Raw genomic sequence first — 16023 nt, forward strand, 5'->3', positions numbered from 1 at the left:
ATAGGATTTTAATTTATGAAAAAATTTTTTGTAGGTTTATTTATTGGAATTGCATTGACTATTTTTAGTTATAATATTATGCCGAAACTTTATTCAGAGTTCAGCGGCAAGGATTCAAGTTCTTTAAATAGTATAGCGTATGAATTAAGGAATATAAGAAATATTTTAAATGATATAAAAATGGAATTAAGAAAATAGATATTTATATTTTTGTCTTAAATTAAAACTTTAATTTTTTCTATGTAATATTTTATGTCATAACTACATTATAAAATCAATTAATTAAAAAAGATTTATACTATAGTTAGTTTATTGTTTTTTTGGACATTAAAAAAGCCGACATCATTTTTATGGCATCGGCTGTATTTTTTATTTTGTGCTTTCTATTTTTTCTAGTAATATTTTTTTAGCATATTGTCCTATACTTAAATTATTTTCCTTTTCTATTTTCTATATTTGTAAGTATAAATCTTTATTCACTTTATAATTGTTATATATATTACAGTTAATATAAAATTAATTTTTTGTGTTTTTTTTTGATGATAAAAAGAGATATTTTCTTATATTTATAAGAAAGAATAAATTCACAAAAATTATTTACTAAAAATTTATTTTATTGTATAATACTTGCAACAAATTTTAATAAGGAGTAATTATTCATGAAGGTTGAAGATTTAAAACATGAGAAGCTAAAAGCTTGGATTAAAGAAACAGCAGATATGTGTCAGCCAAAAGATATATATGTATGTGATGGAAGTAAAGAAGAATATGATAATTGTATGAATGGCTTAGTAGAATTAGGTTTAGCAAAACCTTTAACTAAAAGACCTCACAGTCACTCTTTCAGAAGCGATCCTTCTGATGTAGCACGCGTTGAAGATAGAACTTTTATCAGTTATCCAGATAAAGAAGATGCAGGTCCTACTAATCACTGGATGGCTCCAGATGAATTAAAAGGCACTATGAAAGAATTATACAAAGGCTGCATGAAAAACAGAACTATGTATGTAATTCCTTTCTCTATGGGTCCTGTAGGTTCTCCTATTGCTAAAATAGGTGTAGAAATTACTGACAGCCCTTATGTTGTTTGTAACATGCATATAATGACTAGAGTAGGTACTAAAGTATTAGAAGTATTGGGCTCTGACGGAGAGTTTATACCTTGCTTACACTCTGTAGGTGCTCCTCTTGCTGACGGTCAAAAAGATACTAAATGGCCTTGTGCTCCAATAGAGAAAAAATATATTTCTCACTTCCCAGATGAAAACTTAATCTGGTCTTATGGTTCTGGTTACGGCGGAAACGCTTTGCTTGGTAAAAAATGTTTCGCTCTTCGTATTGCTTCTGCTATGGCTAGAAGAGAAGGCTGGATGGCAGAACACATGCTTATCTTGCGTTTAACTAATCCAGAAGGCAAAAGATTCCATATCGCTGCTGCATTCCCAAGTGCTTGCGGTAAAACTAACCTTGCAATGTTGCAGCCTACAATCCCAGGTTGGAAATGTGAAACTGTAGGTGATGATATTGCTTGGATGAAAATTAATCCGGAAGACGGCAGACTTTACGCTATCAATCCAGAAGCTGGTTTCTTCGGAGTAGCTCCTGGTACTTCTTATGATTCTAACCCTATGGCTATGGAATCTATCAAAGAAAATACAATATTTACTAACTGTGTAGAAACAGATGACGGCGATGTATGGTGGGAAGGTATGGGACCTGCTCCTAAACATGGTATAGATTGGAAAGGTAATGATTGGACTCCAGAAAGCGGAGAAAAAGGTGCTCACCCTAATGCTAGATTTACTGCTCCTGCTAGACAATGTCCTGTTATTTGTAAAGATTGGGAAGATCCTAAAGGTGTACCTATAGATATATTTATCTTCGGCGGAAGAAGAGCTTCTGTTATGCCTTTAGTACATGAATCTTATAACTGGGATCATGGTGTATTTATGGGTGCTAGTCAGGCTAGTGAAACTACTGCAGCTAATATTGGTTCAGTTGGTGCTTTAAGATTCGATCCGTTTGCTATGCTTCCATTTGCTGGATATAACATGGGTGATTATATGAATCACTGGCTTGAAATGGGAGATAAATTAGGTAATAAAGCTCCTAAAATCTTCTATGTAAACTGGTTTAGAAAAGATGCTGACGGAAAATGGTTATGGCCTGGATTTGGTGATAACTCAAGAGTATTAAAATGGATGTGTGAAAGAGTTGAAGGCAAAATTGATGCTATTGACACTCCTATTGGTAAAATGCCTAAAGAAGGCGATTTAGATCTTAAAGGTTTAGATGTACCTGAAGCTGATTTCAAAGAACTTATGAGAGTAGATGTTGAAGCTTGGAAAGATCAGGCTAATCAAATAGAAGCTCATTTCAATAAATTCGGAAATAGACTTCCAGCTAGACTTAAAAAACAATTAGAAGAATTAAGAGCTAGATTAAGCAAATAATTGATAAAGTAAAATTCCTTTAATTTGCCAATAGTTTAATTAATTTTAAGCTATTGGCTTTTTTATTAATTAACAAATTATCAATAATCATTAAGTATCATAGTTATATTATTAAAGAAAGTATGTACAAAAGTCTTTATATTAGATTCAGGCTTTTATACATACTTTATTTTTTTATTATATTCTTTTATTTAAGATATGTTTTTAGGAAATTATCCATATCCTCTTTAGGAACCATACTTCCTCCTGTAGACCAGCAAATATGATAGGCATTTTCTATATTTTTACCTATTTTTTCATCTATATACTTTTTGCTTTCCTCACATTTAAGTAATTCTACAGGTCCTTGAAAAGATGCACAAGCAGAAGGCTCAATTTGAATATTTTCAGATTCATTTAAACATCTCAAATAATCATATAATCTGTAGTCAGCTATAGTAAACTCTCCGCTTAATATAGGCTCCATGATTCTGCTTACTAGTCCTGATGCTCTTGCTACAGCAAGTCCGTCCGCATGAGTAATACCATTTATACCTATATCTTTTACGCTTATGTTTTCATGCATAGAAGTTTCTAAACCTAATAACATACAAGGTGCTAAAGTAGGCTCTATAAAGAATATATAAACATTATCTTTGTATATTCTTTTTAATCCGTAAGCAACACCTCCCGGAGCTCCTCCTACTCCGCAAGGTATATATACTATTAAAGGATTTTTTTCATTTATATCCATACCTTTTTCTTCAAGCTGTTTTTTTAATCTTCTAGCTGCCACTGTATAACCTAAAAATAAATCTATAGATTTTTCATCATCTATAAAATAACTTTTCGGATCAGCATCAGAATTTTTTCTTCCTTCTTCTACGGCTTTACCGTAATCATCAGCATATTCAATTACAGTTACACCTTTAGATCTTAGCATATCTTTTTTCCATTGTTTTGCATCAGCAGACATATGCACTATTACTTCAAAACCTAAAGCAGCACTTGTTATTCCTATACTAAGTCCTAAATTTCCTGTAGATCCGACTTGAATTTTATATTGCGAAAAAAATTTTTTAAACTTCTCATCTGCTAATATAGAATAATCATCATTAATATTTAGCATTCCTGCATCTATTGCCAAATCTTCAGCATGTTTTAATACCTCATAAACACCGCCTCTAGCTTTAATAGAACCTGCAACAGGAAGATGACTGTCTAGTTTTAGATATAGTTTTCCGGGTATTTTTGTATTATATTTTTCTTCTAATTTGCTTTGCATTTTAAATATAGGCTCTAAAGGGGATTCTATTATTCCATTAGATTTTACAGTTTCAGGAAAAGCCTTCATTATGAAAGGAGCAAATCTTTTTAAACGTTCTTCTGCCTCATCCAATTGCTTATCGGATATTGGTAAATTCTTTTCATACTCAGAAAAACTAATTTCTTTTTTATTAATCCATGCAATTTCTTCTAATTTTGATAATTTACTTACTATAATATTATTTGTAAAGTCTTTCATGTTTTAACCTCTTAAAAATATTAGTTTTAATATAAATACACATATTAATGCTGTTAATGCTTGCAGTATACTTATTATAGGAAATACTTTATATGCCACTTCCGGTTTCATTTCTGATGTAGAAGTAACAACCCAGAAGAAATCATCATTTCCATGAAATACCATAAATCCTCCAGCAGCACATGCAAGCATAGCTATTACTAATCCCATAGGGGAATTGAATCCTAATACATCTACCAAAGGAAGAAGCATAGAAGCAGCTGTTATCATTCCAACTGTACCGGAACCTATTGCTGTTCTAAATATAGCACCTATTATAAAAGGAACTATTATGCCCACAGATATACCAGAAAACATACTTGTAACTATATCCTGAAGATTAGATAATTTCAATACTGTAGCAAAAGCTCCTCCTGCTCCTACTATTAAAACTATTTGTCCTGCTGTTTTTAAAGCCTCTCCGAATATACCGTCAAATGTCCATACTTCTTTATCATTTTTATTTACAGATCTGTAAGTAAAAAATGATATTATTAATCCTATGAATAATGCAATTATAGTTTGTCCTAGTATATCCAAAGTATTATATAATACTCCTTTTCCTAAAGGTGCTGATTCTAAAACGGCAACTGTTCTAAGAAGCATTAAAATTATAGGTACTATTATAGGGGAAAAACTCATAATAGGTGAAGGAAGTTTCTTTTTATCTGTATTTTCTGATATACTATTATCTATATTATTTGGTAAATAATAATATTTTTTACCGAAATATCTTCCTGCTAATACTCCTATTATAGTTACAGGTATAGATACTAACATACCAAGCAATATAACTAAACCTAAATTAGCTTTTAATATACCGGCAACAGCCAATGGCCCCGGTGTAGGCGGTACAAGCATATGAGTTGCATGAAGTCCCATAGCCAAAGCTACTGCCATTGTAGTCATACTGCCTCCTGTATCCTTCTGATTCTTTTTGCTAATGGAGATAGTAATACAAAAGCTGAATCACAAAATACAGGTATTGATACAAAATATCCTGTTACTGCCAAACCTATATCAGCATTCTTCTTTCCTGTTATCTTTAATATAGTTTCTGCCATTGTTTCAGCAGCACCGCTTTTTTCTAATAAAGCTCCCATAACGGTCCCTATTGCAATTACTATTCCTATACCGGATATAGTTCCTCCTAAACCGCTTGAATAGGCATCAATTATTGATAACATAGAATGACCTGATATTATGCCGAAAAAAAATGCACTTATTGACAAAGCAAAAAATGGATGCAGTTTCACAAATATAGTCAGTGTTATCAAAACTAAAATTGATAATGCTATAGCAAATATAACAAACATTGAACCCATAAAGTACCTCCTAGTATTTATATAGTTTTTAATGCTAAGAAAATCACATTAATAGTAAAAAATATAATATTATCCTATAAATAAAGTGAGTAATTATAATAATTAAATACTATTATTGTTGTTGCTTAGCACTATAATTTTAGGATAGTAAATTTTTTCTAGAAAGTCAATAAAAAATTTAATAAAATTTAATTATTTTTTTAAAATTTAATATTATTTAATAAATATTTATATAATATTTTATTAGTATTGAAAAACAATAGAAAAAATATATAATAATGCAAATATTATTATAATTTTATAAAAGAAATAGATATGTGTAAAGAAATAGATATTGGTATAAAAATAAAAGATATAAGAACAAAAAAAGGAATTTTATTAAAAGATTTAGCAAAAAAATGCGGAATATCATCATCTATGTTAAGTCAGATAGAAAAGGGAAATGCAAACCCTTCTTTAAATACTATAAAATCAATAGCTAAAGAGTTAGGAGTGCCTATATTCCAATTTTTTATAGAAGATGATGAAAAGCAAAGCAAGATAAATATTTTAAAAGAAAAAGACAGAAAAGTAATGGCTACTAGAGAAGTTACTTATGAATTACTATCACCTGAAGGCAGCAGCAATATAGAATTCATAAGAATGATATTAAATGAAAAGGGATTAGAATCTTCTATTGAACCTATGCCGCATAAAGGAGAGGAGGTAGCATTTTTATTAAGCGGAAAAGCAGAAATTACAATATATGATCAATCGGCTATTATGTATCCAGGCGATTCTATATATATACCAGCATTAGCACCTCACAAATGGAAAAACTTGTATGATGAAGAGAGTGTTATAATTTTTGCCGTAACACCTCCAGAATTTTAATATTATAGTATTTATTGCATTATTGTTAAGCATTATGCATTTTATATGAGTATTATTTATTCATTTACTATATTGATTATATTAATAAGTTTATATATTTTATATTAATATAATAATTAAATAATACTACATCGCCTATACTCTAAATCAGTATTTTATAGTAATTGTATTAGTTGATTTTTTATTTATTTGGATAGATAATCTATAAAAAATAAATAGCAATAAAAAAACAATTATGAATAATTTAAAGTTAAAAATATCATCACGAAAAAATATTATAATACCGGCATTAATTTCTATTATGCCTTTTACTATGTATTTTTTATTTTTCAAAGGCATGGATATTGATAATTATAAAATAACTCAAATAACATCTTATTTTTTTGTTTTTAAGATTTTTTATTTATTTTGTTTTAGCTTATTATTTAATTTGAATAATAAAAAAAATACGGTTATAACTTTTTTAATATTTTTATTTGTAGGCATTCTTAGTGTTTTTATACCTTCATCAGAGTTTACATTTAAAGATATTATAGATATAGATAAAAAATTTATTTTCTTTGTTCATACGATTTTAAATAAAAACTTATTTTTAGATATTATATTTTTTATAATGTTTGCTTTATCATTCAATGAATATAAAAATTATAAGGATATTAATCAGGCATTTACTTTCAGTGCCAATATTATGATATTAACTTCTATTATACCGGCAATTATTTCTGTGATGTTTATGATGTTTTTTGCAGTAGTAATTAACTTATTGAAAGGTATTATTATTAATATATTTGATAATACTCTTATTGTATTTAATGTTTTTATATTATCTGTATTTTATATATTTGCTTTTACTCCTTTTATAATTTATTTTATTTATAAAAAAGATGTAAAAAATATATCAATATACTTTTCAAGAATAATAATGTATATAAGTTTATATAATATCGTTAAGCATTTATTTTCTATAATAGTGCCAATAACACCATACAGCAGTCCTTATGATATTAGAATCAATTTTATAATTTATAATGTAGCTCTTGCTATAGGGACAGTTAATTTATTTTTTGTGCGTATTGATTATAAAGCAAGCATATTTACAAAGATAGTTTATATTATATTTCCTGTAATAGCATTTATTTTTAATATAATAATTTTAATTTCTACAATATATAGAATAAAAGAATATGGAACAAGTCCAAATAAATTAACTTTGCTTTTTACAAATATAATAATGCTTATTCATTTTATTTTGATAATTTTTGATAATATAAAATCATTAAAAAAATTAGACAGTATAAAAAATATAAAAGACATTATATTAACAAGCAATAGAAGCCATTATGTATATGTTTATGGAATCATAGCTTTTATAGTATGTTTTATAATGCCTTTGTTTTATAATATTTTTTAATTTTTATTTAATTCTCTCATTATCATTTTTGCTGTAGTTTCTGTAGTGAAAGCAACAACATCTTTGCAGGATTTTTTTCTTTCTTCTGAGTTTTGCTCCATTCCTTTTGTTATCACTCTGCAGCAGGTTGATTTGAATTCTTTTTTGAAACTGTCATGAAATTCATTACTTAATCTAAGACAATTATCTACTTTCTGATTAGGCTCTCTTCTCCCAAACAAAAAACCTAAACACATAGAACTAGCTGCAACCGCACCGCATAAGCATCCGCTTCCTCCAACTCCTCTTAAAAATGATGAACTCATAGCTATAGCATCATCGCTTAAATTAAGTTCAAAATGCTTATTTAAAGCATATATTATAGCTTCTGAACATCCGAAACCTTTACCGTACATATTTTTTGCATCATTAATGCATTCTTCAATATTGATATTTGTTTTCATAAATTAACTTCCTTAAAGTATTTGTGATTATATTAAAATTATAATTATTTTTTCTTTTTATAATATTTGCTTACTATGTCAATCATTTTTTTATCCTGCATAGCTTCAGCATATTCCAAAAGATTATAACTTTCTTTTATAGCACCTCCGTAAACATCAGAAGGTTTTAATTCTATATTTAAATCTACTCCGTTTTTAAATAAATATTCAGCAACTTCATAACAGCCTTGATCTATAGCATGATATATTGCAGTGTAGTTCATATCATTAGGATAATAATTCACATCAGCACCATTCTCAACTAATGCCTTAACTATTTCTAAATTACCAACGCTTGCAGCAATTACTATAGGAGTGTCATCATCTGCAAATTTTGTATCTAAATCAGCACCATTATCTTTTAAAAGTTTTACTACTTCAGGAACAGATCCGGCAAGTATGGTAGCAGGAGCAGTTCCGCTGTTATTTGTAGCATTCACATCGGCACCATTTTCTATTAAAAGTTTTGAAGCTTCATAAGGATTTTGTCCTGCAACAGCCCAAATTAATGGAGTATCCCCATTATCATCGGCTTTTCCATTAACATCTATTCCAGCATCTATTAAATATTTCATTATATTAATATTGCCTTTTTCAGAAGCATAAATAAGGGCAGATGCTCCCCAAGATGATTTTTCATTTATATCTGCATTATTTTCTACTAATAAATTAAACATTTCTTCATTGCCGTTTTCGCATGCAATCATAATCATATTTTTGCCGTCTTTATTTTTTATATTTAAATCAGAATTATGTTCTATTAGTAATTTTGCCATATCTATATTATCAGTTCTTACAGCTTCCATTAAAGCATTAAATCCATCGTCTGCTCTTAAATTAACTAAAGCCCCATTATCAATCAAAGCTTTTGCTATATCATAATGATTATATGATGAAGCTATCATTAAAGGTGTTGTATTAGTATAATGTGTAATATCACCTATGAGAATTTCATCTTTTGACTGAGCATTTATACCTCCATCATTTATTAAGTCAATCATTTCAGCTGCGCCTGTTTTATTTTTATTTTTTTCTAATAGTTTTAATAATTCTTCGCTAGGCATTATTATTTCATTTGTCATTGATGTATTTTTTAATTTTTCATTATTACTTTCATTAAATGTACTATCTCTTGTTTCTTCTTTTATTTCTTCAGTATATTCATCAGCTTCTTTGTTAGGCTCTATCAATGTATTATCTGTTTCTATATTATTCATGATAATGTCTTTTACTTTATCATTATTGCTTTCATTATTTGCCGCATATAAAGTTATTACTGTTATCATCACAATGAGAATGATTTTATTTTTCATAATACTATCCTTAATATTAATTGTTTAAATAATATCATACAATATATTTTTAGTAAATATTTTAATAAGTATTAAATTATATTAATTATTAGAGATTAAAGTTAAAATATTTTTTGTTAAATAAAAAAGGCTATTATATTTTTATAACAGCCTTTTATTATCAAAATCATTTAATTTTTTTAATTAGAATCTTTTTTTACCATGTTTTTTTTCTTTTTTTGTATGTTCTTCTTCAACATAGTCAGCAGGTTTTTCAAGCAATGCTTTTCTGCTTAAAGAATATTTGCAGCCCTTAACATCTAATATTTTTACTTTCACTTCATCGCCTATTTTTAGAACCTCTTCCACATTCATAACATGTTTATAAGCAAGCTCAGATATATGACAAAGTCCTTCTACCCCCGGAAGTATCTCAATAAAAGCACCGAAATCTTTGATGTCTTTAACTATTCCGTCATAAACTTCGCCAACTTCAGGATCTTTAACATAAGCGTTTATAAGTTTTATAGTTTTATCTAAAGTAGGAGTATCAGGAGCAAATATGTTAACTACACCGCTGTCCTGTATCTCTACATCGCTTCCTGTTTCCTCTATTATAGCTTTTATATTTTTTCCTCCAGGTCCTATTAATACCCTTATTTTTTCAGGATTAACATTCATAGTTTTGTATTTAGGAGCAAAATCAGAAATTTCTCCGGCACTAGTTATAGTGGCATCTATTTTATCAAGTATAAAGTATCTTGCTTTTTTAGCCTGTTCTAATGCTTCTTTTAATATTTGAGTTGAAATACCTGTAAGTTTAATATCTAATTGGAAAGCAGTTATACCTTTACGAGTTCCTGCCACTTTAAAGTCCATATCACCCAAATGATCTTCTACACCTTGTATATCTGTGAGTATTTTATAGCCGTCTTTGTATGTAGCAAGTCCCATAGCAATACCTGCAACGCTGGCATTAAGAGGAACACCGGCTGAAAGTAATGACATAGTAGAAGCACATATTGTGGCCATAGAAGAAGAACCGTTACTTTCTAATATTTCAGCAACCACTCTTACTGTATATGGGAATTTGTCTTTAGTAGGAAGTACAGCATTGAAAGATCTTTCAGCTAAATTTCCATGTCCTATTTCTCTTCTTCCCGGAGCACCGTATCTTCCAACTTCTCCTACAGAAAATGGAGGGAAATTATAATGAAGCATGAAAGTTTTATTTTCTTTGCCGTATATATCGTCCATTAACTGAGCATCTTTCTCACTTCCTAATGTAACTATAGATAAACATTGAGTTTGTCCTCTAGTGAAAAGAGCAGAACCATGCACTCTAGGTATTAAATTAATCATAGTGCTTATTGGTCTTATTTCATCTAATTCTCTTCCATCAGGACGCATAGATTTTTCTACTATAGCCTCTCTTACTATTTCCTCTTCTATAGAATGGCATATACCTTTAACCTGAGATATTAATTTTTCATCTTCAGTTGTAGTTTTTATATATTCTTCTATTTCGTCAAAAGCATTATCCATACTTTCATTTCTTTTAGTTTTGTCAGGATTATAATTAGCCGCTTCTATTTTTGCTCTTCCGTATTCAGTAACTGTTTTAACCAAATCAGCATCAAATTCAAATAATTCCTGTTCTATTTTTTGTGTTCCGCAAAGAGAAGCCATTTCATTTTGCATATCAATATATTTCTGCATTTCTTTATGTGCTAATTCTATTGCTCCGATAAATACTTCTTCAGAAACTTCTTTTGCTTCTCCCTCAATCATTAAAATAGCATCTTTACTTCCAGCTACAATGATGTCTAATTCGCTTGAGGCAAGTTCGCTATTTTTAGGATTGATAATATATTCTCCGTTTTTATACCCTATTCTTACAGCTGCAACAGGACCTCCGAATGGTATCCAAGAAATGGTAAGTGCTGCAGATGAAGCTATTAAAGCTAGAGCATCTGTAGGCATATCAGTATCTACCGAAAGCACTGTAGGTATTATTTGAACTTCATTTCTAAAGCCATCAGGAAAAAGAGGTCTTAAAGGTCTGTCTATGATGCGGGATATAAGTATTTCTTTATCTCTAGGTTTTGCTTCTCTTTTGAAGAAACCACCGGGAATTTTACCGCCTGCATAATATTTTTCATTATAATTTACTGTTAAAGGGAAAAAGTCAGATTCTAAATTAGGTTCTTTAGCTGCTACAACAGTTGCTAATATGGTTGTATTTCCAAGCCTCAAAGTTACAGAACCATGAGCCTGCTTAGCTAAAAGTCCGGTTTCTAAAATTAACTCCTCTCCACAAAACACACTTTTGACTGTTACCATATTCTACTCCTTATATTAAGTACAAATCACCGAGAGGGTATTAAAATAAGTAAATTTGATTGAGCAAATTTATTTTCTTAATTTTAATCTTTGTATAAGATTTTTATAAGCTTCTATATCAGTTTTTCTCAAATAGTTAAGAAGTTTTCTTCTTTTGGCAACCATTTTAAGAAGTCCCATTCTTGAATGATTATCTTTAGTATGAGTTTGGAAATGACCTTTTAAATAAGTTATACGATTAGTTAAAAGTGCTACTTGTACTTCTGTAGAGCCTGTATCCTTTTCATTCTTACCGAATTCTTTTATTATTTTTGCTTTTTCGTCTGCTGTGATAGACATTGTTTTGTTCTCCTTTTGAAATATTTTCTTATCTTTTTTTCATCATTTTCTAATAATTTTTTAACTTCATTTATAGAGTTTACTTTAATATTATCTCTGATATATTTAAGTAATACAACAGTTATTTTTTTACCGTATATCATTTTAGAGAAATCTAATATATGGCTTTCTACTCTTAGTTCTTTATTAATATTGCTAATACCTATAAAAGTAAGAGCTTTATATACAGTATCAGAATTACCTATTCTTACAGTGGAACTGTATACACCCATTTTAGGTATAAAAATATTTTTAGGTATTTCTAAATTAGCAGTAGGGTAGCCTATTTTTCTTCCTAAAGCATTTCCATGAACTACCAATCCGCTCATAGAATATTCTCTTCCTAGCATTTTATTTACACTAACTACATCGCCGTTTGAAAGAGCTTCCCGGATATTAGAGCTTGATATTTTATTTTTTTTATAATTTAGAAAATTTATAAAACTTACTCCTATACCGCATTCTTTAGAATATTTCTTTAAAAAAGCTGAATCTCCCATTCTATCTTTACCAAATGCAAAATCAGCTCCTACAGCGATATGCTTCATACGATAATACTCTATGAGTTTGTCAAAGAACTCTTTAGCTTCCATTGTATAAAATTCTGGTAAAAAGTCAATAACAATTATATAATTAATCCCCATAGCTTTTATTAAGGCATTATTATCGTCTGTATTATATATTGATACATTTTTCTTTTTGATAACTATTGCTATTGATATTAGATTATTTTTACTAGCGTATTCGACCGTGTATTTGATGAGCTTTTGATGACCTCTATGTACACTGTCAAATTTTCCTATTGTTATTATGCTATCTTTTTTTATAGGGAGTTTGCAAAAATCATTGATAATTCGATTCATTTTAGTATTCTTTATCCGTTTCTAAATTATTAGCTGCTTTTTTATCGTTATTAAGAATTTTTTTCAAAGCTAATGATATTATTATTGTTATTAATGATGCTATAAATATATATAAATTCATAGTCCAATAATTTAAATTTCTTATTATTACTTCTAATAAGTTATGCTGTTCTATAGATATAGCAAATATTATTTTTATTATACCATATAATATAAAAGCATTAAGTATATTATGATAAACATACTGTCTGGAATGTAAAGATAGTCCCAACATATAAAATGCAAATAGCATAATCCATAAATTAATAAATAATAATCCTATAGCATAAATGGGCATTTCTGTTAAAGTAATTATTTTTTGTAATGCTACTATTATTGGGAATACTTCAAATCCGAAAATTATATCTGCTGTAAAATTTGATAGATAATTTCCTATAGAATTTCTGTTAAATATACTTGATGTCTTTTCTACTTCTGAAGTTCCGCTAATTTCTTTTACTTCATGTAAAGATATTTCTTTATCAGTAATATATATATAGTCCCCAATATATAATTTTCCCATTAATGTAGGATCTATTAGTATTACATTTTTATAAGTATTATCTAGCAGTTTATATCCTACTTTTATCAAATAATTATCAATTTTAGTAAAATATCTTCCTGTATCATCTATGAATAATGAAGTTTTATCATTAAGTTCATTTCTAAGATAATCTATGTTTTTATTAAATGCTACTGTGTAAGCCGGATATAATGTCATAAAGAAAGCGAGAATACCTATTACTATAATAGTAGATAAACTTCCTGTAAATTTATTTAAAGCTCCTATTATTATTATAGAGGAAATACCTGATACTATAAAAATAGCAAGAAAATAATGCTCCATTAAATTTTTTATTAAATCAATATTCAGGTTTTGATAAATATTATTAGTATCCATAACTTTAAATAAATATATACCAAAATACATTATAAAAAACACTATAAAGAAAAGTGTAAGTGAAACAAAATTCTTAATGATTTTCATGATTATATATTATATCTATAGAGAGAAAAATTCAAGTATAAAAATAAAATTAAGCTGATTTAATATCATTTAATATTCCAAAATTATAAAAAGCATTATTGATATTGTTAAAAGACTCTAAATAATTGGATAATTCCATAACATTATAATCATTTTTTACAACACCATACATGTTTGCTAAAACTAAATCGCCTTTTTTATGCGATAACTCTCTTTTTAGTTCTATAAAATATTCCCATATTTCTTTTTCTATAAATAGACAATCGGATAAATCTAATATAATGCTGTTTATATCTTTTCTGATAAACTCTGAAAATAAATCTTTTATTTGCGGAAGATGCTCATCATATATATTATTATATAAAGATATAATAATAACAGAATCGTCTTTTATATAATAGCTGCTTTCAAATGAAATATTTATCATAAAATTACTTTAACAAATTTTTCATTTTTAGTCAATGAATTTTTTATATAAATTTATCAATTATTAATTTGTAAAGAATTGTTTTTCTTTTTTAGTTTATCTCTTTTGCTTCTATATATTATTATAGGCTTATCTCCGGGTATTAATTTTTCTTCTTTCATACCCAAATAAGATTCTTTTTTAGATTGAGTTTTTACCACATTTTTATCTTGTTTTAATACAATATCTGAATATTTTTTGCCTATAAAGTTTATTATATTTTTTATAAAAGGAATATTCACTATTTTTTGATAGAATCTCATATATATAACAGTATTTTCATCATCAACAGGGGCAAATACTCCGAATATACGCATCTTTTCAAATATGTAATTCTGCCAAGTATTTGGAAAATAAAAGTACAGAAAATATTTAAAATCTTCTTTTTTCATTTCTGAGGCATTTAATGCTTTTTGTCCTTTATCAATTACATTATTTACATAGAATTTTAATATATTATTATCCTCATCTAGCTCTGCCAAAGGACCATTAACAACCGTTTGGTTTCCTCTTCCTATAGTGTTATGATGTACAAATGATATATGCACAACATCAAGCTGATTTTCTATGCATCTTGTATAATGATTGTTCCATTCATCTTTAATTGTAGAATATGAGAATTTTTTATCTTTTAAATCATCTGAAAACATTATTTTATTATTGATTTTATCTTTATCTCCATACCAAAACCAAATAAATCCGTATAAATCTCTTACTTCATATCCTTCAACAAAGAAATTTTTATTAACTTCTGTACTTTTACCATTAGCTGGAATTATTACTGTTTTTCCGCTTTTATCAAACTGAAATCCATGAAAAGGGCATGCTATATTATCTTTACATACTTTTCCAAGTGATAATGAGGCTCCTCTATGACAGCATTTATCATCTATACAGCATATATTGTTATTAGAATCTCTCCAAAATACCAGATTTTTATTTAATCTTTTAGCAAAAAGAGGTTTATTTTTCTTTACTTCTTTTGAATCTAACACTGCATACCACATGTTATATATCATAGATGTATCCTCAAACTTTTTATATATTGCTAATTATATATTGTTATTTTAATAAATAAACACTTTATAAGATGATTTACAAAAATGATAACAAAAAAGGTTAATTATTTATATTTTTTATTTTTTATCTATATATAAAAAATTTGTTCGTAACAATCCCTACCATTTCTACGATTGGCAGGCACTTATAAGTTTTTTATTTTTTCTATACTTAACCCCGTTACTTTACTTATAATGTTAATATCTATATTTTCATTTTTCATATTTTTAGCCAATGAATATTTTTCTTTTTCTATACCTTTTTCTATACCTTTTTCTATACCTTTTTCTATACCTTTTTCTATACCTTTTTCTATACCTTGCTGAAAACCTATTTCTATCCCTTCCTTTTTTCCTTCTGCACGCTCATACTGAAGCATAGCAGCCTGTCCATAAAGAAAAGTATCCCTTTCATTGTATGCTGACATCTCTTTTTCATCAGCTACGAATCTTTTATATTTATCTATTACTTTACTCATAATTGTATTTCCTAAAGATAATTTTTTTTA

General features: G+C 27.9%; 13 protein-coding genes and 2 pseudogenes. 4 read left to right on the plus strand and 11 right to left on the minus strand.

Features of this window, described 5'->3' with window-relative positions:
- Window positions 1-15: 15 nt before the first annotated feature.
- Together BFL38_RS08700 and BFL38_RS08705 are read left to right on the plus strand one after the other, a co-directional pair.
- Complete coding sequence (locus BFL38_RS08700; RefSeq protein ID WP_069726688.1) at window positions 16-198, plus strand: hypothetical protein; 183 nt, start codon at window positions 16-18, stop codon at window positions 196-198.
- Window positions 199-659: 461 nt separating this feature from the next.
- On the plus strand, window positions 660-2453 hold the full coding sequence (locus tag BFL38_RS08705; protein WP_069726689.1) for a phosphoenolpyruvate carboxykinase (GTP): 1794 nt from the start codon (window positions 660-662) through the stop codon (window positions 2451-2453).
- 187 nt (window positions 2454-2640) lie between these two features.
- On the opposite strand, the gene dsdA is transcribed toward BFL38_RS08705, so the two are convergent.
- Both dsdA and BFL38_RS08715 read right to left on the minus strand, forming a co-directional pair.
- Window positions 2641-3957, minus strand: coding sequence for a D-serine ammonia-lyase (gene dsdA, locus BFL38_RS08710; protein ID WP_069726690.1), 1317 nt, complete (start codon window positions 3955-3957; stop codon window positions 2641-2643).
- Window positions 3958-3960: 3 nt separating this feature from the next.
- A pseudogene (locus BFL38_RS08715) lies at window positions 3961-5321 on the minus strand (GntP family permease).
- Between the two features lie 315 nt (window positions 5322-5636).
- Here BFL38_RS08715 and BFL38_RS08720 point away from each other — a divergent pair.
- Both BFL38_RS08720 and BFL38_RS08725 read left to right on the plus strand, forming a co-directional pair.
- A complete protein-coding gene (locus BFL38_RS08720) occupies window positions 5637-6194 on the plus strand; it encodes a helix-turn-helix domain-containing protein (protein ID WP_069726691.1) in 558 nt (185 codons plus the stop codon).
- Between the two features lie 235 nt (window positions 6195-6429).
- Complete coding sequence (locus BFL38_RS08725; protein ID WP_069726692.1) at window positions 6430-7605, plus strand: hypothetical protein; 1176 nt, start codon at window positions 6430-6432, stop codon at window positions 7603-7605.
- Here BFL38_RS08725 and BFL38_RS08730 read toward each other — a convergent pair.
- The 9 genes and pseudogenes from BFL38_RS08730 to BFL38_RS08770 all read right to left on the minus strand — a co-directional run.
- Window positions 7602-8048 (minus strand): C-GCAxxG-C-C family (seleno)protein, encoded by a 447-nt coding sequence (locus BFL38_RS08730; RefSeq protein ID WP_069726693.1) that lies wholly within the window; start codon window positions 8046-8048, stop codon window positions 7602-7604. The two genes, BFL38_RS08725 and BFL38_RS08730, sit on opposite strands and share 4 nt — an antisense overlap.
- A 44-nt stretch (window positions 8049-8092) precedes the next feature.
- Entirely contained in the window at window positions 8093-9400 is a 1308-nt protein-coding gene (locus BFL38_RS08735) for an ankyrin repeat domain-containing protein (protein ID WP_176720566.1), read from the minus strand.
- Window positions 9401-9583: 183 nt separating this feature from the next.
- A complete protein-coding gene (gene pnp, locus BFL38_RS08740) occupies window positions 9584-11722 on the minus strand; it encodes a polyribonucleotide nucleotidyltransferase (protein WP_069726694.1) in 2139 nt (712 codons plus the stop codon).
- A 69-nt stretch (window positions 11723-11791) separates the two neighbouring features.
- The gene (gene rpsO, locus BFL38_RS08745) at window positions 11792-12061 is read right to left on the minus strand and encodes a 30S ribosomal protein S15 (protein WP_008726355.1); all 270 of its coding nucleotides are present in this window, start codon (window positions 12059-12061) and stop codon (window positions 11792-11794) included.
- Window positions 12028-12963 carry a bifunctional riboflavin kinase/FAD synthetase gene (locus BFL38_RS08750; protein ID WP_069726695.1) on the minus strand — a complete coding sequence of 312 codons (936 nt, stop codon included), beginning with the start codon at window positions 12961-12963 and terminating at the stop codon, window positions 12028-12030. The genes rpsO and BFL38_RS08750 overlap by 34 nt, the downstream gene beginning before the upstream one ends.
- A gap of 1 nt (window position 12964) precedes the next feature.
- Window positions 12965-13990 carry a hypothetical protein gene (locus tag BFL38_RS08755; protein WP_176720567.1) on the minus strand — a complete coding sequence of 342 codons (1026 nt, stop codon included), beginning with the start codon at window positions 13988-13990 and terminating at the stop codon, window positions 12965-12967.
- Window positions 13991-14039: 49 nt separating this feature from the next.
- The gene (locus tag BFL38_RS08760; protein ID WP_069726697.1) at window positions 14040-14417 is read right to left on the minus strand and encodes an STAS domain-containing protein; all 378 of its coding nucleotides are present in this window, start codon (window positions 14415-14417) and stop codon (window positions 14040-14042) included.
- Window positions 14418-14473: 56 nt separating this feature from the next.
- Window positions 14474-15475 (minus strand): Rieske 2Fe-2S domain-containing protein, encoded by a 1002-nt coding sequence (locus BFL38_RS08765; RefSeq protein ID WP_069726698.1) that lies wholly within the window; start codon window positions 15473-15475, stop codon window positions 14474-14476.
- A gap of 185 nt (window positions 15476-15660) precedes the next feature.
- A pseudogene (locus BFL38_RS08770) lies at window positions 15661-16017 on the minus strand (Rpn family recombination-promoting nuclease/putative transposase); the annotation flags it as partial.
- Window positions 16018-16023 lie beyond the last annotated feature (6 nt).

Origin of the sequence: Brachyspira hampsonii (genome assembly GCF_001746205.1) — a bacterium.
Classification (GTDB): domain Bacteria; phylum Spirochaetota; class Brachyspiria; order Brachyspirales; family Brachyspiraceae; genus Brachyspira; species Brachyspira hampsonii_B.